This is a genomic window from Photobacterium leiognathi, assembly GCF_030685535.1.
Taxonomy (GTDB): domain Bacteria; phylum Pseudomonadota; class Gammaproteobacteria; order Enterobacterales; family Vibrionaceae; genus Photobacterium; species Photobacterium leiognathi.
Genome location: NZ_CP131601.1, coordinates 2,681,429 through 2,703,005 on the forward strand (window position 1 = coordinate 2,681,429; position 21,577 = coordinate 2,703,005).

Genomic DNA, 21,577 nt, shown 5'->3' on the forward strand with positions numbered 1-21,577 from the left:
ACCAGCATCACTTGCACAACATTTAGCCAAAACAAACTGAACACAAAAATATAGGCAGAGTATCGTACTACTCTGCCTTCTACATGAAGCGATAAATATATTTCAAAAACAGACAAATATATATTTATCGCATTTTGCAAATTAACAGTTTTCTTTTACTGCTTTTGCAATATCAAGCGCATACTGCTGAACAGCAGCCGCATCTTGACCTTCAACCATAACACGAATGAGTGGCTCGGTGCCTGATTTACGCAATAATACGCGACCATTATCACCTAATTTTTCTTCAACTAATTTCGTTGCACGAATCACTGCTTCAGATTGAAGTGGATCAGACTCACCTTTAAAGCGTACATTCTCCAGTACCTGTGGGAACATCGTCATGCCATCACACAGCTCTTTTAGGCTCATCTTGCTCGCTACAATTGATGCCATTACTTGAAGACCAGCAACAATACCGTCACCTGTTGTTACCTTATCTAGCAAAATAACGTGACCTGAGTTTTCTGCACCAATTAACCAATCGTGCTTTTGAAGCTCTTCCATTACGTAGCGATCGCCAACTTTAGCGCGCACAAATGGAATACCTAAGTTTTTCAGTGCAACTTCCATACCCATATTTGTCATTAGGGTACCGACTACACCGCCTTTCAATTCACCACGACGTAGAGCATCACGAGCAATGATGTAAGCAATTTGGTCACCATCAACTTTGTTTCCTTGCTCATCAACCATGATCACACGGTCGCCGTCACCGTCTAGTGCAATACCAAAGTCAGCTTTCTCTTCTAGTACTTTAGCTTGAAGAGCTGCAACGTCTGTCGCGCCTACTTTATCATTGATATTTACACCATTCGGCTCACAACCAATGGCAATCACTTCAGCGCCAAGCTCTGCAAATACTTTAGGTGCAATGTGGTAAGTTGCGCCGTGAGCACAGTCAACAACAATTTTAAAACCTTCTAGGCTTAAGTGTGTTGGGAATGTTCCTTTACAGAACTCAATGTAACGGCCAGCGGCATCATCAATACGGTAAGCTTTACCTAATAATGCTGATTCTACACACGTTAACGGCTTTTCCATTTCCGCTTCAATCGCAAGCTCAATATCATCCGGTAATTTAGTACCTTGAGCTGAGAAGAATTTAATACCATTGTCGTAATAAGGGTTATGAGAAGCAGAAATAACAATACCAGCCTCAGCTCGGAAAGTACGAGTAAGGTAAGCAACGGCTGGTGTTGGCATTGGCCCCGTAAATGCAGCTTTTAAACCTGCTGCAGCTAAACCTGCTTCAAGCGCAGATTCCAACATATAACCTGAAATGCGTGTATCTTTGCCGATAAGTACTTTTTTTGTACCCGCTTGTGATAACACTCGACCAGCAGCCCAACCTAACTTCATTACAAAGTCCGGTGTAATTGGTGATTCACCGACTAAACCACGGATACCATCAGTACCAAAGAACTTACGTTCAGTCATATCTTGCTCCTAGCAATTTTGAATACTACTGCGACTTTTTCGTTAATTAATAGCCACAATTCTTTTTACTTTGATTGTTGCAACACCATATTACAGACTTTCATCACTTCGACTGTTTCTTTAACGTCATGAACTCTAATAATTTGTGCGCCTTTCATAGCGGCAATAGTAGCACAAGCTAAACTACCCGCGAGACACTCTGAAGGTTGCTTACCTAACAGATTAAATATCATTGATTTGCGAGACATACCAGCGAGAACTGGTAAGCCCAACTGATGAAAATGCTCAAGATGGGCAAGCATTTCATAGTTATGCTCTAAGGTTTTACCAAAGCCAAAACCAGGGTCGAGAATTAGCTGTTGACGCTCAATACCAACCTCTTCACATGCCTTAATACGCTCATCAAGAAAAACAGAAACATCTTCAAGCAGATTTTTGTAATTAGGTTTATGCTGCATTGTACGCGGTTGCCCCTGCATATGCATCAAGCAGACAGGCACATTAGCATTCGCGGCAACTATTAATGCATTAGGCTCTTGTAATGCGCGAACATCATTAATTAAATCCGCACCAGCATTAACGGCTTCATACATCACATCCGCTTTACTGGTATCAATTGAAATCCAGCAATCAAATCGTTGACGTATAGCTTCAATTACAGGGACAACACGATCGAGTTCATCCTGTAATGTCACATCTTTAGCACCTGGACGGGTAGACTCACCACCAATATCAATGATTGCGGTCCCCGCAGCAAGCATACTTTCGACGTGATATAAGGCGTGATCAATACGATTAAACTTGCCACCATCTGAAAAAGAATCCGGTGTTACATTTAAAATACCCATCACTTGTGGCGTAGATAAATCTAACGTTTTATTACGACTGGTTAATTGCATTCGCGTTCCATTTTATTCAGATAATAAAAAACCCCGACCGAGGCCAGGGCTTTTCTTTAGCGTGATATTAAGCCTGAGGTTTAGTATCAGTATCGTCTTCTTTCGTTAACGCATCAATACCATCACCAATTGGTTCTTCAGGCGCAATCTCAGTTTCAGGTGCTTCTTTCGCTGATGACTTAATTGTATCGCCTTCATCCGCCCAACCTTTCGGTGCACGAATTTCGGATTTACGTTCCATCAAGTCATCAATCTGACCTGCATCAATTGTCTCATACTTCATCAATGCATCTTTCATTGCATGCATGATATCCATGTTATCTTCAAGGATTTGACGAGCACGTGCATAGTTGCGATCGATGATCTCACGAACTTCATTATCGATAAGCTTCGCAGTGTCATCTGACATATGCTTACTTTGTGTAACAGAGCGACCAAGGAAAACTTCACCTTCATCTTCTGCGTATAACAAAGGACCTAGCTTGTCTGAGAAGCCCCATTGCGTCACCATCTTACGTGCGATATCTGTTGCACGTTCGATATCGTTCGACGCACCTGTCGATACTTTATCGCGGCCATAAATTAGCTCTTCAGCTAGACGACCCCCGTAAAGGCTAGAAATCATCGACTCCAAGAACTCACGTGAATGACTTACACGATCTTGCTCTGGTAGGTACATAGTCACACCTAACGCACGACCACGTGGGATGATTGACACTTTGTATACTGGATCGTGATCCGGTACTAAGCGACCAATAATTGCGTGACCTGCTTCATGGTATGCTGTTGATTCTTTTTGATCTTCAGACATAACCATTGATTTACGCTCTGCGCCCATCATGATTTTGTCTTTTGCTAGTTCAAATTCAACCATTGAAACTGTGCGCTTGTTACCACGAGCTGCAAACAATGCCGCTTCGTTTACAAGGTTTGCCAAATCAGCACCAGAGAAGCCAGGTGTACCACGAGCGATTAGCGATGCATTCACATCACCATCAAGCGGTACTTTACGCATGTGAACTTTCAGGATCTGTTCACGACCACGTACATCAGGTAAACCAACCACTACTTGACGGTCAAAACGACCAGGACGAAGTAATGCCGGGTCTAATACGTCAGGACGGTTGGTTGCTGCGATAACGATGATACCTTCGTTACCTTCGAAACCATCCATTTCAACCAGCATCTGGTTAAGTGTTTGCTCACGTTCATCGTGACCACCACCAACACCAGCGCCACGTTGACGACCAACAGCATCGATTTCATCGATAAAAATGATACAAGGCGCGGCTTTTTTCGCTTGTTCGAACATGTCACGGACACGAGATGCACCCACACCAACGAACATTTCAACGAAGTCTGAACCAGAAATAGTAAAGAACGGTACTTTTGCTTCACCAGCAATCGCTTTCGCTAGTAATGTTTTACCTGTACCCGGAGGACCAACCATCAATACACCAGTTGGGATTTTACCACCTAGCTTTTGGAAACGGCTTGGATCACGTAGGTAATCAACCAGTTCTTTAACGTCTTCTTTTGCTTCATCACAACCCGCAACATCTGCGAACGTTGTTTTGATTTGGTCTTCGCTCATCATACGCGCTTTAGACTTGCCGAACGACATGGCACCTTTGCCACCACCGCCCTGCATTTGGCGCATAAAGAAAATCCAAACACCAATTAATAGCAGCATTGGGAACCATGAAATGAAGATTGAAGCTAGTAAGCTTGGCTCTTCAGGTGGTGTACCTTCAACAGCTACGTTAGCGTTAATTAAATCGTCTAACAGTTTAGGATCATTTGCGACAGGTAAGTATGTTACGTAGCTCGCATTATCACGTTTGGTTACAGTGATTTCACGATCATTGAATCGCACTTCCTTTATCTGATCCTGACCGATTTGACGGACAAATGTTGTATAGTCAACTCCGGTAGTCTTACTACTATTGGTTCCAAAACTTTGGAATACAGACATAAGAACAACGGCAATGACTAACCATAAAATCAAGTTTTTTGCCATGTCACTCAAGGTGTTAACCTCGCGATAACTAAAAGATGAATGTAGATTACTACAGTTTGTAACCTGTAGCCACAATATAGACTTCACGCGAACGATCTCGCGATGAATCTGGTTTACGAATTTTAACCACTTTGAACATACTACGAACTTCAGCTAAGTATTGGTCAAAGCCTTCGCCTTGGAAAACTTTTACCGCAAAGCTACCGTTCGGTGCAAGTACTTGTCGACACATATCGAGTGCTAGCTCAACAAGATACATCGCTCTCGGTTGGTCGGATGCAAGATTACCACTCATATTAGGAGCCATATCAGACATTACGACATCAACCATATCTGGTTGAATACGTTCTAATAGTGCTTCTAACACTGCCTCTTCACGGAAATCACCCTGCAGGAAGCTAACGCCTGGTAGTGAATCCATTGGCAAAATATCACAAGCAATGACCTGTCCTTCATCACCTACAACTTCTGCCGCATATTGTGACCAACCACCTGGTGCAGCACCAAGGTCAACCACTGTCATGCCCGGTTTTAATAATTTATCTTTGTTCTGAATTTCTTCAATTTTAAAGAAAGCGCGAGAACGATAACCACGTTTTTGGGCCTCTAAAACGTATTTATCGTCAAAGTGCTCTTTCAGCCAACGGCCAGAACTGCCGGATTGTTTTTTTCTACTCATGCCTAACCTAATGAGTTGAGATACTTGTTAAGTATACGTCTGCCAAAGGCTTTATCGCATCTAATTCATTAAAATCTACAATTAAAATGTGCAGTACAACTCAAACACCGCAAATTTTCATGCTGCCATAACGCAAACAAATTAGTCTTCTAGTCTAGATGGCGGTAGAATGTCACGTTTTCAACCCTAGTAACCAAAAAAATAGAGTCATCATGAATCTAAGCACCAAGCAAAAGCAATTCCTAAAAGGTCTTGCTCACAACCTAAAACCTGTTGTTCTTATGGGTGCAAACGGCCTAACTGAAGCTGTTTTAGCAGAAATTGAAATTGCACTTAACCATCATGAATTGATCAAAGTTAAGGTTGCTTCTGAAGAACGTGAAACTAAAGTTTTAATCGTCGATGCTATTGTTCGCGAAACTAAAGCTGAAAAAGTGCAGGTTATCGGTAAAACACTGGTTCTTTACCGCCAAAGCGAAGATCGTAAAATCGAGCTTCCTCGCAAATAAAAAAGGCCGCCTAGCGGCCTTTTTTGTATTAGCTATTAAGACAAAATATTCGACTGCTAGCTAATCGGTGATGCCTATTTTAATTATCGGTTTTATTGATAAACACAACATCAAAATAAGTTTGAAACCTTAGATGTATTGTACTTCTAAAATTTCAAACTCTTTCTGACCACCCGGTGTTGAAATTGCAACTTCATCACCTTCCATTTTACCAATCAAGCCACGTGCAATTGGTGAGTTAACTGAAATTAAGTTTTGCTTAATATCGGCTTCATCATCACCCACAATGCAATATGTCACTTCTTTGTCTGTATCTAGGTCTAATAATGTAATTGTAGTACCAAAAATTACTTTGCCAGTATTTGGCATTGTTGTTACATCAATAATTTGGGCCACAGACAGTTTGTATTCAATATCACGAATTTGCGCTTCACAAATACCTTGCTCTTCACGCGCAGCATGGTATTCCGCATTTTCTTTTAAGTCACCAAGCTCACGAGCTTCAGCAATCGCCTGTGAAATCAGAGGGCGACGCTTTAACAACACATCAAGTTCACTACGTAGCTTTTGCTCGCCACGTACAGTCATTGGCACTTTTTCCATAAATAAATTACCTCAATAACCTGATAGCGAACGCCAATTTCAGGTAATAAAAAAGTTAGCCCAACAAAAGTTGGACTAACGGTATATATCAACGATTAGGATCATTTTAAACAAAGATGGCGCAGAGATCATCATCGTTACGTCATTATCGGGCTGAATCTGATATTAGCATTTTGCAATAGAGCATAAATAACAGACCATTTATCTTATACCCTCAAGCAATACAAGAGGTTATAAAGCCAACTTATTCATCACAAATATATGTACTAGCCATAGCATTATTTTCTCATTCACAAAAGCTATAGCATCACAATTCAACAACATTTATACAAATATTCACACTATTTTTTTGACGCTACCATCTAAATTGAACTAAAAACAAAAACAATCTAGAACTTTTATTGATTTAGATAACACATTGAATAAAAAAGAAATAAAAACTAAAAAAACAAAAAATCGAATACTCATGAGGTATTTTTCAGTTTTTTTTACTAACATAAATGGGTAGACACAAGTAAAAAGAACACCATGCATTTGGCATAGAAGTGCAATACATAAAAACTTTAAAAAGGATTCGGCAATGAACAAGCACCTTATTGCTTTAGCAGTAGCAGCAGCAACTCTATCTGGCGCAGCATCAGCAGCACAAGTTTACTCAGATGACTCATCTTCTCTTGCTATCGGCGGTCGTGTAGAAGCTCGTGCTCTTCTTTCAGATCAAGCACAGAACAAAAATGATAGCGTTCTTCAACAGAAAACTGATAAAGAAGTAACTGACATTTCACGCGTACGTGTGAACATCGATGCGAAAACACAAATCGCTGACGGTGTTCAAGGTATTGGTTTCTACGAGCGTGAATTCAAAGACGACAACTCTAACGACGAAAACCGTTACATGTACGCTGGTGTAAACAGCGACCAATACGGTCAGCTTGTTTACGGTAAAGCTGACGGCTCTCTAGGTATGCTAACTGATTTCACTGATATCATGGCATACGCAGGTTCTGTTGTTGGTGGTACTAAGCTAGCAGTAGCTGACCGCACAACTAACAACCTAGCATACACAGGTAACTTTGGTGATCTAACGTTCAAAGCGAACTACGTATTCGCTGGTGCTGACTACGATTCAGCTGGTAATAAAACAGACGTTCACGGTTTCTCTACAGCAGCTAAGTACAACGTTGCTGACACTGGTCTTGCTCTAGGTCTTGGTTACGGCGAACAACGTGATCAAAATGGTGTTAACACTCACAAAGCACGTTCTGAGCAAACTTTCGCTACAGCATCTTACACTGTTGGTGATCTATACTTCGGTGGTCTATACAAGTACGGTCGTCGCGATGGTCAAAACCTTGTAACTGACAAAGTAACAGATACTCAAGGTTACGAATTTGCAGCCGCTTACACAGCAGGTAAAGCAGTATTCACTACTACTTACGGCTTCATGAAAGATGAAAAAGCTCATAACGAATACGATGAGCTAGCAAACGCTCTTGCAATCGACGGTACTTACTACTTCAACAGCAACTTCCGTACTTACGCTTCTTACACATTCAACATGCTTGATAAGAACAAAGTAGGTAAAGTTGCAGCATCTGACCAATTCGTTCTAGGTGCTCGTTACGACTTCTAATCCTTGCGATTAAAGTAGAACAGATGAAGCGTCGACTTAGGTCGGCGCTTTTTTTATTAGTTTTGTGTCATTTTTTAGCCTTTATTCTTTATCTTTTTTTACCCTCTCTCATATAAACGTTATGATTAAGGTCTATCTCTTAACCAAGACTATGCCTTGATATGTTTAAAAAACTGCTTTGCTCTGCATTAATGGCAACGAGCTTCTCCTCTTTTGCTGCGTTTTCTCCCCAACAAGCAATCAACCAACTACCCAAAGGTAGTGATGTCGCGCTTCTCATCGTAAATCCTGCCACCAACAAAGTTATATACGATAAACGCGCAGACGAATTACAAGCACCAGCGAGTACACAGAAAACAATCACAGCGCTTGCTGCAAAGCTATATCTTGGTAATAACTTCCATTTTGATACCTACCTTGAAACCAAAGGTAATGATGTCATTTTAAAATTTAATGGTGACCCAACGCTGAAACGTAGTGATATTGCGAATTTGCTTCGCCAACTAAAACAGCAAGGTGTAACCACAATTAAAGGCAATCTGTACTTAAACGGCGGACATTTTACTGGCTATGAACGTGCTATTGGTTGGCCTTGGGATATTTTAGGATCTTGTTACAGTGCGCCATCAAGTAGCATCAGCTTAGAGCACAACTGTGTTCAAGGTGCGCTATACAGCAATAAATCTTTTGGTGATGTAACACGCGTAAATGTGCCTAGCCACCAGCCAATTAAGGTACAAACCTCAGCTATTGTGGTTTCCAAGGCTCAGCAAAAAGAGCAACACTGTGAGCTATCAATGACCTCCAATGATCGCAACATGTACCAAATCAGTGGGTGTATACAGCCTCGCAAAGAGCCCCTGCCACTTAAATTTGCAGTACAGAATACCACCTTGTATTCAAACGCGATTATTCAACAAGAGCTTAAGCGCGCAGGTATCAAGTTAAACGGTAAGGTACTTCGTAACGATAAAATTAGCGGGAAAATAATCGCAACACATCGCTCAGCACCGTTATCAACATTACTTGATATTATGTTGAAACGATCTGATAACCTATTTGCTGATAACATTGCCAAAACGATTGGTGCAAAGTATTACAACCAAGCAGGTAGCTACACCAATGGTATTGAAGCAATCAAAGCGATACTAAAAGATAAAGCAGGTATCGATCTTTCTGATACTGTGATGGTGGATGGCTCAGGCTTATCCCGTAATAACCGTTTAACAGCAAGTGACTTAATGAAAGTGGTGACTTACATTTACCGTCACCCACAGCTTGGGTTAATGAATGATCTACCTGTATCAGGTAAAAGTGGCACATTACAGTACCGTCGTAGTATTCGTGATGTTCCGCTAAAAGGTAAGATTATTGCTAAAAGTGGCTCTTTATTCGGAACCTATAACCTTGCAGGTGTGATGAATACCCAAAATGGTAAACCACTCCTCTTTGTACAGTTAGTGACTAATTACTATCCACACATGCATGACGGTGAAAAAGCAGCGTTACCACCGATTTACCAATTTGAAAAACAGCTTTATAACTCTCTTTATAAAAGCTACTAAATAGCGCGTTCTATAAAAAAAAGCCACTATAGCTAACCTATAGTGGCTTTTTTATAACAATGTTTATCAATGCCCTAATCCAAGCATCCAATTAACAGTCGTGAAATAAATCATCATCCCAGTAATATCAACCATAGAAGCTAAGACAGGACTCACAAGTACCGCGGGATCCAAATTCAGTGCCCTTGCGATCATAGGTAACACTCCGCCTATGGTGGTTGAGATTACAACTTGGATCGAAATCGCAATACCTATTGCAAGAGCAATAGAATCAAGTGTCATTCCTGCAGGTAACACTACATCACCACTAAAGAAAATGACTCGCCCGATGATCACCGCAGCAAGGCTGATAGCAATAACCATCGCAACACGAAACTCTTTCCACAAGACGGCTAACCAGTCCCGTGATTTTATTTCTTCCATTGCCAAAGCTCGCACCACCAAGGTAGCGGCTTGTGAGCCAGTATTTCCTCCTGCAGCTGCAATGACAGGCATATAGATCGCAAGTAGCACTAATTGACTTAACGTATCCTCATAATGAGAAATAATTAAGCCTGAGACGATTCCCATTAGTGCCAAAACGACAATCCAACCTATGCGTTCTTTCACATGATTGAAGACACTATTTTCTAGGTAATGCCCGGTAGGCTCGGCTTCTGAGCTAATAAGCCCTAATCCACTGGCAATCTGACGGGCTCTGACTTCTTGTTTGAATTCGTTTAATCTATCTAATAATATTTGCACATGCCGTAATGGGCACTCATGAAGCATAGCTAACGCATCTGATACCAGCATTTTTACAAGTAACTGTGCTTGCTCATCCAAATCATATTTTAGAAATGCATTACGTACTGCAAGTGCATCTTTCTGTGCTATTTGTGTTGTTGCAGCGAAAACTGCATCGTTCATTACCGCCATGGCGAATCTCCCGATTGGCTGACTCTCTAAAAGAGATGGTAACGACCACCGACATAGCATTACGTATTATCAGCAACAACTATCGCCAATGCTGAATAATTAATGCTATGAATTAAGATAGGAAATGGAAAATCAAAGGAAAGTTGTCGTGAAAGTGCATCACTAAAAAGGAAGGTTGGACATACTATTCCGTACTCAGTAGTACGGTGAAAACAATGGATACCGTAAACTAAGCGAGATTTTCCTGCTTCATACTTGGGGGATGGTCGGTATCGTTCATTATTGTCTCCAAAAACATCTATCGCTTACTGCGACGCCTGCATTCTAAATAAATCAACCTGTACAGAAACTGATTATCAAAGTTTATTTATTTCAATTAATTATAAAAATAAAAAAGCCGAGCATCATAGCTCGGCTTTTCTGTTTCAATTCACGTTACACTTACTTAATACGTGCGTGTAGCTCTTGAATTGAGGTAACTGTATTGCGGTCATCTGCGGTATGCGCCATGCAGGTTGCAAATGCAGCATTTAGCGTTGTAGTGTAGTTCACCTTCTCAGCTAGTGCACCACGACGAAGTACTTTTGAATCTTCAATCGCTTGGCGACCAGCTGCTGTGTTAACAATGTAGGTGTATTCATTGTTCTTGATACGGTCAAGAATATGAGGGCGACCTTCATGTACTTTGTTAACAAGGCGAGGGTTAATACCCGCTTCACCAAGAATCACAGCTGTGCCGTGAGTCGCATCTAGTTGGTAACCTAGCTTAGTTAGCTTAGAGGCTAGATCAACCACACGTTGCTTATCACCTTCACGAACAGACAGGAGCGCACGGCCACCTTCTGGGTACTCTTTACCACAACCTAATTCAGCTTTGGCGAATGCTTCTGCAAACGTATTACCGATCCCCATGACTTCACCTGTTGAGCGCATTTCTGGGCCTAACAGTGGGTCAACGCCTGGGAACTTGTTAAACGGTAGCACCACTTCTTTCACTGAGTAATACGGCGGAATGATTTCCTTAGTAAAACCTTGTGATTCAAGTGATTGCCCAGCCATAACACGCGCTGCAATCTTAGCTAGTGGTGCACCTGTTGCTTTAGAAACAAACGGTACGGTACGTGCTGCACGAGGGTTAACCTCGATTAGGTACACTTGACCATCTTTGACAGCGAACTGAGTGTTCATTAGGCCACGAACACCTAATTCAAACGCAAGGTTCTTCACTTGCTCACGCATCACATCTTGGATTTCTTGGCTTAGAGTGTACGCAGGCAAAGAACATGCTGAGTCACCTGAGTGAACACCTGCTTGCTCGATATGCTCCATGATACCGCCAATCACCACTTGCTCACCGTCACAAATCGCATCAACGTCAACTTCAACAGCATCATCTAGGAAACGATCTAGTAGTACAGGTGATTCGTTTGAAACGCTAACAGCTTCATTGAAATAGCGACGCAAATCTTGCTCGTCGTATACAATTTCCATTGCACGACCGCCAAGCACGTAAGAAGGACGTACAACCAGAGGGAAACCAATTTCACGTGATTTCTCAACCGCTTGCTCCATAGTCGTCACAGTTGCGTTTTCAGGTTGTAATAAACCTAAACGGTCAACCGCTTGTTGGAAGCGCTCACGGTCTTCTGCACGGTCAATCGCATCAGGGCTTGTACCGATGATTGGCACACCTGCAGCTTCTAGTGCACGTGCTAGTTTCAGTGGTGTTTGACCACCGAACTGAACGATAACGCCTTTTGGTTTTTCAACGCGTGCGATAGCTAGTACATCTTCTAGTGTTACTGGCTCGAAGTACAGGCGATCTGATGTGTCGTAATCCGTTGATACTGTCTCTGGGTTACAGTTAACCATGATAGTTTCGTAACCGTCTTCACGCAGTGCTAATGATGCATGTACACAGCAGTAATCAAATTCGATACCTTGACCGATACGGTTTGGACCACCGCCCAATACCATGATCTTATCTTTGTCGGTTGGGTTTGCTTCACACTCTTCATCGTATGATGAGTACATGTAAGCGGTATCAGATGAGAACTCAGCCGCACACGTATCTACACGCTTGTAGACTGGGTGAATGTCGAACTGATCGCGTAGTTTGCGAATTTCACCTTCACCAATGCCAAGTAATTTAGCAAGACGCGCATCAGCAAAACCTTTACGCTTCAGTTTGCGTAGTACTTCTGCATTCAGGCCAGCAAAGCCTGCCGCTTTCACTTGCTCTTCAAGCTTGATGATTTCTTCAATTTGAACCAAGAACCAACGGTCGATGTTAGTAAGGTTAAAGATACCGTCAACAGACATGCCAGCACGGAACGCATCACCAATGTACCAAATACGCTCTGCGCCTGCTTCTTTCAACTCGTGACGGATCTTGCTCATCGCATTTGGATCGTCAAGGTCAACCATTTCATCAAAGCCCATCGCGCCAACTTCTAAGCCACGTAGTGCTTTGTGTAGTGATTCTTGTTGGTTACGGCCAATCGCCATAACCTCACCGACTGACTTCATCTGTGTCGTTAGGCGATCGTTAGCACCAGCAAATTTCTCGAAGTTAAAGCGAGGGATCTTCGTTACTACGTAATCGATAGTAGGTTCAAATGATGCTGGTGTTGCTCCACCTGTGATATCGTTCATCAGTTCATCAAGAGTGAAACCAATTGCCAGTTTTGCCGCGATTTTTGCAATCGGGAAACCTGTTGCTTTTGATGCTAGTGCTGATGAGCGAGATACACGTGGGTTCATTTCGATGATAACCATACGGCCATCTTTCGGGTTGATACCAAACTGTACGTTTGAACCACCTGTTTCAACACCAATTTCACGCAGTACTGCAAGCGATGCATTACGCATTAATTGGTATTCTTTGTCTGTTAGGGTTTGCGCAGGTGCAACTGTGATTGAGTCATAGGTGTGAATACCCATAGGGTCAAAGTTTTCAATCGCACACACGATGATACAGTTATCGTTCTTATCGCGAACCACTTCCATTTCATATTCTTTCCAACCAATTAATGACTCATCAATCAGGAGCTCATTGGTTGGTGAAAGATCGAGACCACGAGAACAGATCTCTTCGAATTCTTCTTTGTTGTAAGCAATACCGCCACCCGTACCACCCATAGTAAATGATGGGCGAATGATACATGGGAAACCAACCATATCGAGCACTTTGTAAGCTTCTTCCATGGTTTTCGCAGTATCGGCGCGAGGACACTCTAAGCCAATAGATTTCATTGCTTTATCGAAGCGAGAACGGTCTTCTGCTTTATCAATAGCATCGGCTGTTGCACCGATCATCTCAACGCCGAACTCTTCTAGTACGCCATGACGCTCAAGATCAAGTGCACAGTTTAGTGCTGTTTGACCGCCCATGGTTGGCAGTACCGCATCAGGGCGTTCTTTAGCAATGATATTACGTACCACTTCCCAGTGGATTGGCTCGATGTAAGTTGCATCAGCCATTTCTGGATCAGTCATGATAGTGGCAGGGTTAGAGTTTACCAGAATAACGCGGTAACCCTCTTCACGAAGTGCTTTACAAGCTTGTGCACCAGAGTAATCGAACTCACAGGCCTGACCGATAACGATTGGTCCAGCACCTAGAATTAGTACACTTTTTATGTCAGTACGTTTTGGCATTTCTTACTACTCCCGGCTTAGGCGCTGTGTTTCTTAATTAATTCGATAAAGTGATCAAATAATGGTGCTGCATCGTGTGGACCAGGGCTCGCTTCTGGGTGGCCTTGGAAACTGAATGCAGGCTTGTCGGTACGATGGATACCTTGTAGCGAGCCATCAAACAGGGATTTATGTGTCGCACGTAAGTTTTCAGGTAACGTTGCTTCGTCAGCAGCAAAACCGTGGTTCTGGCTGGTGATCATCACAATATCACGATCTAAATCTTTAACTGGGTGGTTAGCACCGTGGTGACCAAACTTCATTTTTACTGTTTTCGCACCGCTTGCTAGGGCAAGAATTTGGTGACCTAAACAGATACCGAAGATTGGAATGTTTTTATCAAGGAATGTTTTGGTTGCTTCAATGGCGTAAGTACATGGTTCTGGATCACCAGGGCCGTTTGATAGGAAAACACCATCAGGGTTTAACGCAAGTACGTCTTCTGCTGAAGTTTGTGCAGGAACAACCGTTAAACGACAACCGCGGTCAACCAGCATACGCAAGATGTTACGTTTAGCGCCAAAGTCATAAGCGACTACGTGGTATGGCAGCTCGTTTTCTTCCTGTGCTTCTGGTAAGCCGTTCTCTAATGTCCAAGAACCTTGCTTCCAGCTGTATGTTTCGCTTGTTGTCACTTCTTTTGCTAAATCCATGCCTTTAAGACCTGGGAAAGCTTTCGCTTGCTCTAAGGCAAACGCCTCATCGATGTTATTACCCGCAATGATACAACCGTTTTGCGCACCCTTTTCACGAAGAAGTCGAGTTAGCTTACGAGTATCAATATCTGCGATACCAACAACGTTTTGTGATTTTAAGTAATCAGAAAGGGATTGTTCAGAGCGGAAGTTTGAAGCGATAAGAGGAAGATCACGAATAACCAAACCTTGTGCATGAATAGCGGTAGATTCTTCGTCTTCGGTATTAGTACCGGTGTTGCCAATGTGAGGATAAGTAAGAGTAACGATCTGTTGTGAATAAGAAGGGTCGGTGAGAATTTCCTGATACCCCGTCATCGAGGTGTTAAAAACGACTTCACCAACGGCCGAACCATCTGCCCCAATGGACACGCCGCGGAACACTGTCCCATCTTCCAGGACTAACAGCGCTGATTTGCTCAAGACAACCTCCAATTAAATAAAAATGCAATTAAAACAGATAAAGTTGCAATTACCCATTCCTTTTAACGCCAAAAACCACGTCTTACTGATTTTTGACAAATTGCGCAAATTCTATTGATCCATTAGCAATCTGTCAACATAAGACATAAAAATAATTTCAAAAAACACGCTTTCAGTAAATTTTAATGGTAAAGGCCATGAAAGAATAACTTTAGTTACAAAAAACATCGTCAACGATATCAATGAACAAGATTTAATCGTTTGCTATTTTTACACATTCGTTAACAAAACTTAATTCATTAAAAAAAGCATAAAAACAAATAGAAAAAGCACAAAAGTAAACATCAGAACAATTAAATGAAGCGTAACACACATTTAAACATCAAAATATGTACATCAAGGTATATTTATTCGCCACTCACTTGTTATTCCTTATACATTTCATCAGTAACGTGTTTTATTCACTTTTACGATACTCAGTTTATTCAGATATAAAAAAACCTGCTTTAAAAGCAGGTTTCTAAATGAAAATAATTATAGTGAGTCGAGCCCTAATACATCTTCCATGGTATAAAAGCCTGGTGCTTTATCATTTAGCCACACTGCCGCACGAACTGCACCATTAGCAAATGTCATGCGATCCGTCGCCTTATGGGTGATCTCAACACGTTCACCAATATCTGCAAACATTGCGGTATGTTCACCAACAATGTCGCCAGCACGAATCGTCGCAAAGCCAATTTCATCACGTGTACGTTCACAGGTGATCCCTTCACGAGCATACACAGCAACATCGCTTAGCTTGTTACCCATTGCACCCGCAATCGCTTCGCCCATACCAATCGCAGTACCCGATGGCGCATCCACTTTATGACGGTGGTGTGCTTCAACGATTTCGATATCGCAGTAATCACCCATGACTTTGGCTGCTTTTTCTAGCAACTTAAATACTAGGTTTACACCTACACTGTAATTTGGCGCCATCACTACAGGTATTTCTGCAGCTGCAGCATCAATTAGCTCACGTTCTTGCTCAGTAAACCCTGTGGTACCAATCACGATCTTTTTGTTGTGCTGCTTACAAAACTCAATGTTTGCCAAGGTTGCAACAGGTGCCGTAAAGTCAATCAATACATCAAAATCATCAAGAGCCTTGCTAAGATCATCCACAATGATCACATCCGCAATACCCGTTCCGGCTAACTCACCCGCATCAACGCCGACTAACGTTGAGCCTGCACGCTCTGTTGCTGCGCCTAGCTCTGCTTTTTCTGATAGTTGTGTGGCTTTTAATAGCTGACGCCCCATACGGCCAGCTGCTCCGGCTATCGCAATTCTTACCATTGCGTGCTTCTCCCTTGATGAATATATAATTATCTCAACACTGTAGCGGTTTTACAGATGATAAAAAAGCCCCAGCTTTCACTGAGGCTTATTCTGCACAAATCAATATGCTATTAGATATTCTTTACTTGTAGCTCTTTCGGTACTTCAAAGAACATGTTTTCTTCACGACCTGAAAGTTCTTCCACTTCAGAGCCTGTTAACTTTTGGATCTGCTGGATAATTTGATTAACGAGCTCTTCTGGCGCTGAAGCTCCTGCTGTAACACCGACTGTAGATTTATTATCAAACCAACTAGCTTCAATATCCTCAACGCAATCAGTCAAATAGCCTGGTGTACCTAACTTTTCAGCTAGCTCACGTAAGCGGTTTGAGTTAGATGAATTTTTAGAGCCGACCACAATCATCACATCAACAGATTCTGCCATTTCACGTACTGCATCTTGGCGATTCTGGGTTGCGTAACAAATATCGTCTTTACGTGGACCTTGGATCTCTGGGAACACTTGGCGCAAGCGATCAATGACATCCGCAGTTTCATCTACAGATAATGTCGTCTGGCTAACATAGTGAAGATTAGTTGGATCTTTAACGATAGTGGTTAGCTTATCGACATCCTCAGGTGTTTCAACAAGGTACATGCCACCGTCTTGGTTTGCATATTGCCCCATTGTCCCTTCAACTTCAGGGTGACCAGCATGACCGATCAGCACAACTTCCATCGCTTTACGGCTTGCACGTGCAACTTCCATGTGAACTTTGGTCACTAACGGACACGTTGCATCAAATACGGTTAATTGACGCTGCTTAGATTCGTTACGCACCGCTTGAGACACACCGTGAGCTGAGAATATAACGATATTGTCATCAGGCACTTCGCTCAACTCTTCAACAAAAATCGCCCCTCGCTGTTTTAGCCCTTCAACAACAAAACGGTTATGTACGACCTCGTGACGAACATAAATAGGCGGTTGGTACATTTCCAATGCACGCTCTACAATGCTGATCGCACGATCAACACCAGCACAAAAACCTCGTGGGTTTGCGAGTAAGATTTTCATCAACGATTGCTCTTAACTTTCAATGGAGACAACCTCAACCTCGAAGGTGACGGCTTGTCCTGCAAGTGGATGATTAAAGTCTACGGTAACTGAATCACCCACAACGGCTGTAATTATTCCTGGAATGTCATGACCATCAGGACCTGCAAAAGCAATAATATTTCCTACTTCAGCAGGTGCATCCGCACCAAATTTAGCCAGTTCAATATGGTGTATATTATCAGGATTCGGCATACCAAAAGCATCTTCTGGTGCTAATTCAAACGAATCTTTTGCACCTTCATTTAATCCTAATAAACACTTTTCGAAATTGTCAGTTAAGCTGCCATCGCCCATACGAAATAATGCAGGTTTGCCCATCGCATAAGTAGATTCCGCAACCGATCCATCTTCAAGTTTAATAGCAAAATGCATCAACACTTCGCTGTTATCTTTAATCACTGACATACCACATCCTTTTGCTTAAACCATAACGGTATTAATACCTTTACGGCTCATCTAATTTAATCTGTCCATTTAACAATAAAGCACTACTGAGTATCAACGTGCTGATACCAAGGTTTTAGTGTTTCACTTTAATATTTTCTTCACTATCACAGTCACAACTATTCTTTCGATATAAAAAAACGCAGCTCAATGAATGAGCTGCGTTTATCTAAGACGTGTTTATGATGTGAAGAACTTACTGATCTTTAGCTGCTTTGTCTGATTTAAAACCATCTAAAATCAGTAAAGCGGCACCAATACAGATTGCACTATCCGCGACATTAAACGCTGGGAAGTGGTAATCACCATAGAAAAAGTCGAGAAAGTCGACCACAAAACCATGGTACATACGATCAAATAAGTTACCAAATGCACCACCAATAATTAATGCATAAGCACAATTAGCGATTTTATTTGTCGCAGGTGTACGGCGCATCCAGTACATCAATAAACCACAGACACCAAAAGCAATAACGGCAAACAACCAACGTTGCCAACCACTTGCATCACTTAAAAAGCTAAATGCAGCACCTGTATTGTGCACATATAACAGATTAAAAAATGGTAGTACTTCGATTCGGTTTGGCCAACCATAGCCCATTGTGTCCATCACTAACAGTTTAGTACCGTTATCGATGATAAATACCAGTACCGCTAGCCAAAGCCAGCGAATACCTGATTCCTTAAGTGATAGCGATTGCTTCAGTGCTGTACTAGTCATTATGCAAACTTTCTCTCTTCGCCTTCGCCGTCGATATTCGTTGCACAGCGACCACAGATTTCTTCATGACCTGCGATTGTGCCAACATCAGCAACATGGTGCCAACAACGCTCACACTTTGCCGCTTCTGATGCTTTCACAGACACATATAGACCTTCGATATCAGTCTCTTGTGCACCTTCAGGCTTGCTATCAGCAACGACAACTTGTGCTTTCGATGTTAGTAGAACGAAACGAAGCTCGTCTTCTAGCTTGTTTAGCTTAGCGGCTAAATCAGCATTTGCAGCAAGTGTTACTTCTGCTTGTAGAGAGCCACCGATCACTTTTTCGTTACGTGCTGCTTCTAGTAGCTTGTTCACTGAACCACGTACTTTCTGGATTTCAGCCCAGAACTCGTTGTTTAGCTCTTCACCTTCAGCAAGACCAAATAGACCTTCGAACCACTCACCTGTGAATACGAACTTGTCACGTTGACCAGGCATTTCATTCCAGATTTCATCAGCTGTGAACGACATAATAGGAGCCATCCAACGTACTAGTGCTTCAAGAATGTAGTAAAGCGCAGTCTGACAGCTACGTTGAGCGTGACCACCACGTTTCGCTGTGTATTGACGGTCTTTAATTACGTCTAGGTAGAATGAACCCATTTCAACAGAACAGAACTGCATTAGGCGTTGTGTTACTGCGTGTAGGTTGTACGCTTCGTAGTCTTTAACGATTTCAGCTTGTGCCGCCATTGCACGACCCACAGCCCAACGATCCAGTGCCACCATCTCTTCTGCTGGTACACAATCTGTTTCTGGGTTGAAACCGTGAAGGTTCGCAAGGAAGAAGCGAGCTGTGTTACGAATACGACGGTATGCATCTGCAGAGCGCTTTAGGATCTCGTCAGATACTGCCACTTCGCCAGTGTAATCAGTAGATGCAACCCATAGACGTAGGATATCTGCACCAAGCTTGTTCGTTACATCTTTAGGAGCAACGACGTTACCGATAGATTTAGACATCTTACGGCCTTGACCATCAACCACGAAGCCGTGTGTTAACACTTGCTTGTACGGTGCTTTATCTTTCATTGCTACCGATGAGATCAATGAAGACTGGAACCAACCACGGTGCTGATCTGAACCTTCAAGGTATAGATCAGGTTCATTACCATTAAACTCAGGACGGTTATCAACCACAGCGTAGTGAGTCACACCTGAATCAAACCATACGTCTAGAGTATCAAGTACTTTTTCGTAATTTGCTGCATCTTCAGCACTCATTACGTCAGTCAGTTCTAGATCCCACCACGCTTGAATGCCTTTTTGCTCAACAAGCTGTGCTACTTTTTCAATTAGCTCAGATGTTTGCGGGTGCAGTTCTTGGGTTTCTTTATGGATAAACAGTGCAATTGGCACACCCCAAGTACGCTGGCGCGAGATACACCACTCAGGACGACCTTCGATCATACCTTCGATACGGCTTTGACCCCATTCAGGCATCCATTGAACGTTCTTGATTTCACCCAATGCTTTCGCACGTAGACCCGCTTTGTCCATTGAGATGAACCATTGCGGCGTTGCGCGGAAGATAATTGGAGTCTTGTGACGCCAACAGTGTGGGTAGCTGTGCGTAATTTTTGAGAAGTTCAGTAGTGAACCGTGCTCACGTAGTACTTCAACAACCGCTTCGTTTGCTTTTAATACGTGTTGACCAGCAAAGATCTCAGTATCAGGTAGGTAAACACCGTTACTACCTACAGGGTTTGCAATTTCAAGGTTGTATTTTTGACCAACCACGAAGTCTTCTTGACCGTGTACAGGTGCGGTGTGTACACAACCAGTACCTGATTCAGTCGTTACGTGATCGCCTAAGATAACTGGCACATCAAAGCTGTAGAACGGGTGGTTAAAGCGAAGTAGTTCAAGCTCTTCACCTTTACAGAAACCTAGGATTTCTGATTCTTCAAAACCAACACGTGCCATTACATCTTTAACAAGCTCTGCTGCAACGATTAAACGCTGAGGTGCAGGGTGCGCTTCAGTAGCAGGTGTTTGTACTAATGCGTACTCAAGATCTGCACTGATCGCAACAGCACGGTTAGCTGGCATAGTCCAAGGGGTTGTTGTCCAGATAACGATAGACACATCGCCTTCGCCTTTATCTGCGTCACAACCGAATTTAGCCAATACTGCCGCTTCATCTACCGCTTTGAATTTAACATCGATAGATAGAGAAACTTTATCTTGGTATTCCACTTCTGCTTCTGCCAGTGCTGAACCACAGTCAGTACACCAGTGAACAGGTTTGAAACCTTTTAGTAGGTGATTGTTATCAGCAATTTTACCTAGTGCACGAATGATGTTTGCTTCTGTCGCAAAATCCATTGTGCGGTAAGGCTTATCCCACTCACCTAATACGCCTAGACGAATGAAACTTTCTTTTTGACCTTCAACTTGGCCTGCCGCGTATTCACGACATTTTTCACGAAATTCTGCAGCCGTTACTTTCTGACCCGGCTTACCCACTTTCTTTTCTACCATTAATTCGATAGGTAGACCGTGACAGTCCCAACCAGGAATGTACGGTGAGTCAAAACCAGACAGAGTCTTTGACTTAATAATAATGTCTTTAAGAATCTTGTTTAGTGCGTGACCAATGTGAATATCACCGTTAGCGTATGGAGGGCCATCGTGTAATACGAAAGATTTCTTACCTTTCTTTGCTTTACGGATCTCACCGTAAAGATCTTCATCATACCAACGCTTAAGCATTGCAGGCTCACGCTGAGCTAGGTTGCCTCGCATCGGAAACCCTGTTTCAGGCAGGTTCAGGGTATCTTTATAGTCGCTCATTGA

Annotated in this window: 16 protein-coding genes; 3 read left to right on the forward strand and 13 right to left on the reverse strand. The window is 42.5% G+C overall.

Annotated features, from left to right (window positions below; all coding sequences use genetic code 11):
- Window positions 1-141: 141 nt before the first annotated feature.
- The 4 genes from glmM to rlmE all read right to left on the reverse strand — a co-directional run bounded on the left by glmM (window position 142) and on the right by rlmE (window position 5,077).
- Window positions 142-1,479, reverse strand: a complete 1,338-nt coding sequence (glmM, locus tag Q7674_RS19160; RefSeq protein ID WP_045064029.1) for a phosphoglucosamine mutase — start codon at window positions 1,477-1,479, stop codon at window positions 142-144.
- A 65-nt stretch (window positions 1,480-1,544) separates the two neighbouring features.
- Window positions 1,545-2,378, reverse strand: a complete 834-nt coding sequence (gene folP, locus Q7674_RS19165) for a dihydropteroate synthase (RefSeq protein WP_045064028.1) — start codon at window positions 2,376-2,378, stop codon at window positions 1,545-1,547.
- A gap of 67 nt (window positions 2,379-2,445) precedes the next feature.
- A complete protein-coding gene (ftsH, locus tag Q7674_RS19170) occupies window positions 2,446-4,398 on the reverse strand; it encodes an ATP-dependent zinc metalloprotease FtsH (protein ID WP_023930979.1) in 1,953 nt (650 codons plus the stop codon).
- Window positions 4,399-4,447: 49 nt separating this feature from the next.
- On the reverse strand, window positions 4,448-5,077 hold the full coding sequence (gene rlmE / locus Q7674_RS19175) for a 23S rRNA (uridine(2552)-2'-O)-methyltransferase RlmE (protein WP_008988421.1): 630 nt from the start codon (window positions 5,075-5,077) through the stop codon (window positions 4,448-4,450).
- Window positions 5,078-5,289: 212 nt separating this feature from the next.
- Here rlmE and yhbY point away from each other — a divergent pair, with 212 nt between their 5' ends.
- Window positions 5,290-5,586, forward strand: coding sequence for a ribosome assembly RNA-binding protein YhbY (gene yhbY, locus Q7674_RS19180; protein WP_008988422.1), 297 nt, complete (start codon window positions 5,290-5,292; stop codon window positions 5,584-5,586).
- Window positions 5,587-5,715: 129 nt separating this feature from the next.
- On the opposite strand, the gene greA is transcribed toward yhbY, so the two are convergent.
- On the reverse strand, window positions 5,716-6,189 hold the full coding sequence (greA, locus tag Q7674_RS19185; protein WP_008988423.1) for a transcription elongation factor GreA: 474 nt from the start codon (window positions 6,187-6,189) through the stop codon (window positions 5,716-5,718).
- A 580-nt stretch (window positions 6,190-6,769) separates the two neighbouring features.
- On the opposite strand from greA, the gene Q7674_RS19190 reads away from it, so the two are divergent.
- Together Q7674_RS19190 and dacB are read left to right on the forward strand one after the other, a co-directional pair.
- Window positions 6,770-7,822 carry a porin gene (locus Q7674_RS19190; RefSeq protein WP_045064025.1) on the forward strand — a complete coding sequence of 351 codons (1,053 nt, stop codon included), beginning with the start codon at window positions 6,770-6,772 and terminating at the stop codon, window positions 7,820-7,822.
- Window positions 7,823-7,983: 161 nt separating this feature from the next.
- Entirely contained in the window at window positions 7,984-9,387 is a 1,404-nt protein-coding gene (gene dacB / locus Q7674_RS19195; RefSeq protein ID WP_045064024.1) for a serine-type D-Ala-D-Ala carboxypeptidase, read from the forward strand.
- A 66-nt stretch (window positions 9,388-9,453) separates the two neighbouring features.
- On the opposite strand, the gene Q7674_RS19200 is transcribed toward dacB, so the two are convergent.
- From Q7674_RS19200 to ileS, 8 genes are all read right to left on the reverse strand, one after another.
- Complete coding sequence (locus tag Q7674_RS19200; RefSeq protein WP_305423125.1) at window positions 9,454-10,305, reverse strand: magnesium transporter; 852 nt, start codon at window positions 10,303-10,305, stop codon at window positions 9,454-9,456.
- A 441-nt stretch (window positions 10,306-10,746) separates the two neighbouring features.
- Window positions 10,747-13,965 carry a carbamoyl-phosphate synthase large subunit gene (gene carB, locus Q7674_RS19205; protein ID WP_305423127.1) on the reverse strand — a complete coding sequence of 1,073 codons (3,219 nt, stop codon included), beginning with the start codon at window positions 13,963-13,965 and terminating at the stop codon, window positions 10,747-10,749.
- A gap of 17 nt (window positions 13,966-13,982) precedes the next feature.
- Complete coding sequence (gene carA, locus Q7674_RS19210) at window positions 13,983-15,122, reverse strand: glutamine-hydrolyzing carbamoyl-phosphate synthase small subunit (RefSeq protein ID WP_045064020.1); 1,140 nt, start codon at window positions 15,120-15,122, stop codon at window positions 13,983-13,985.
- A 534-nt stretch (window positions 15,123-15,656) separates the two neighbouring features.
- Window positions 15,657-16,466, reverse strand: coding sequence for a 4-hydroxy-tetrahydrodipicolinate reductase (dapB, locus tag Q7674_RS19215; RefSeq protein ID WP_305423131.1), 810 nt, complete (start codon window positions 16,464-16,466; stop codon window positions 15,657-15,659).
- A gap of 113 nt (window positions 16,467-16,579) precedes the next feature.
- Window positions 16,580-17,527 (reverse strand): 4-hydroxy-3-methylbut-2-enyl diphosphate reductase, encoded by a 948-nt coding sequence (gene ispH, locus Q7674_RS19220; RefSeq protein ID WP_023930983.1) that lies wholly within the window; start codon window positions 17,525-17,527, stop codon window positions 16,580-16,582.
- A 12-nt stretch (window positions 17,528-17,539) separates the two neighbouring features.
- Complete coding sequence (gene fkpB / locus Q7674_RS19225; RefSeq protein ID WP_008988431.1) at window positions 17,540-17,974, reverse strand: FKBP-type peptidyl-prolyl cis-trans isomerase; 435 nt, start codon at window positions 17,972-17,974, stop codon at window positions 17,540-17,542.
- Between the two features lie 235 nt (window positions 17,975-18,209).
- On the reverse strand, window positions 18,210-18,734 hold the full coding sequence (gene lspA / locus Q7674_RS19230; RefSeq protein ID WP_008988432.1) for a signal peptidase II: 525 nt from the start codon (window positions 18,732-18,734) through the stop codon (window positions 18,210-18,212).
- Complete coding sequence (gene ileS / locus Q7674_RS19235; protein WP_305423133.1) at window positions 18,734-21,574, reverse strand: isoleucine--tRNA ligase; 2,841 nt, start codon at window positions 21,572-21,574, stop codon at window positions 18,734-18,736. The genes lspA and ileS overlap by 1 nt, the downstream gene beginning before the upstream one ends.
- Window positions 21,575-21,577: the final 3 nt, after the last annotated feature.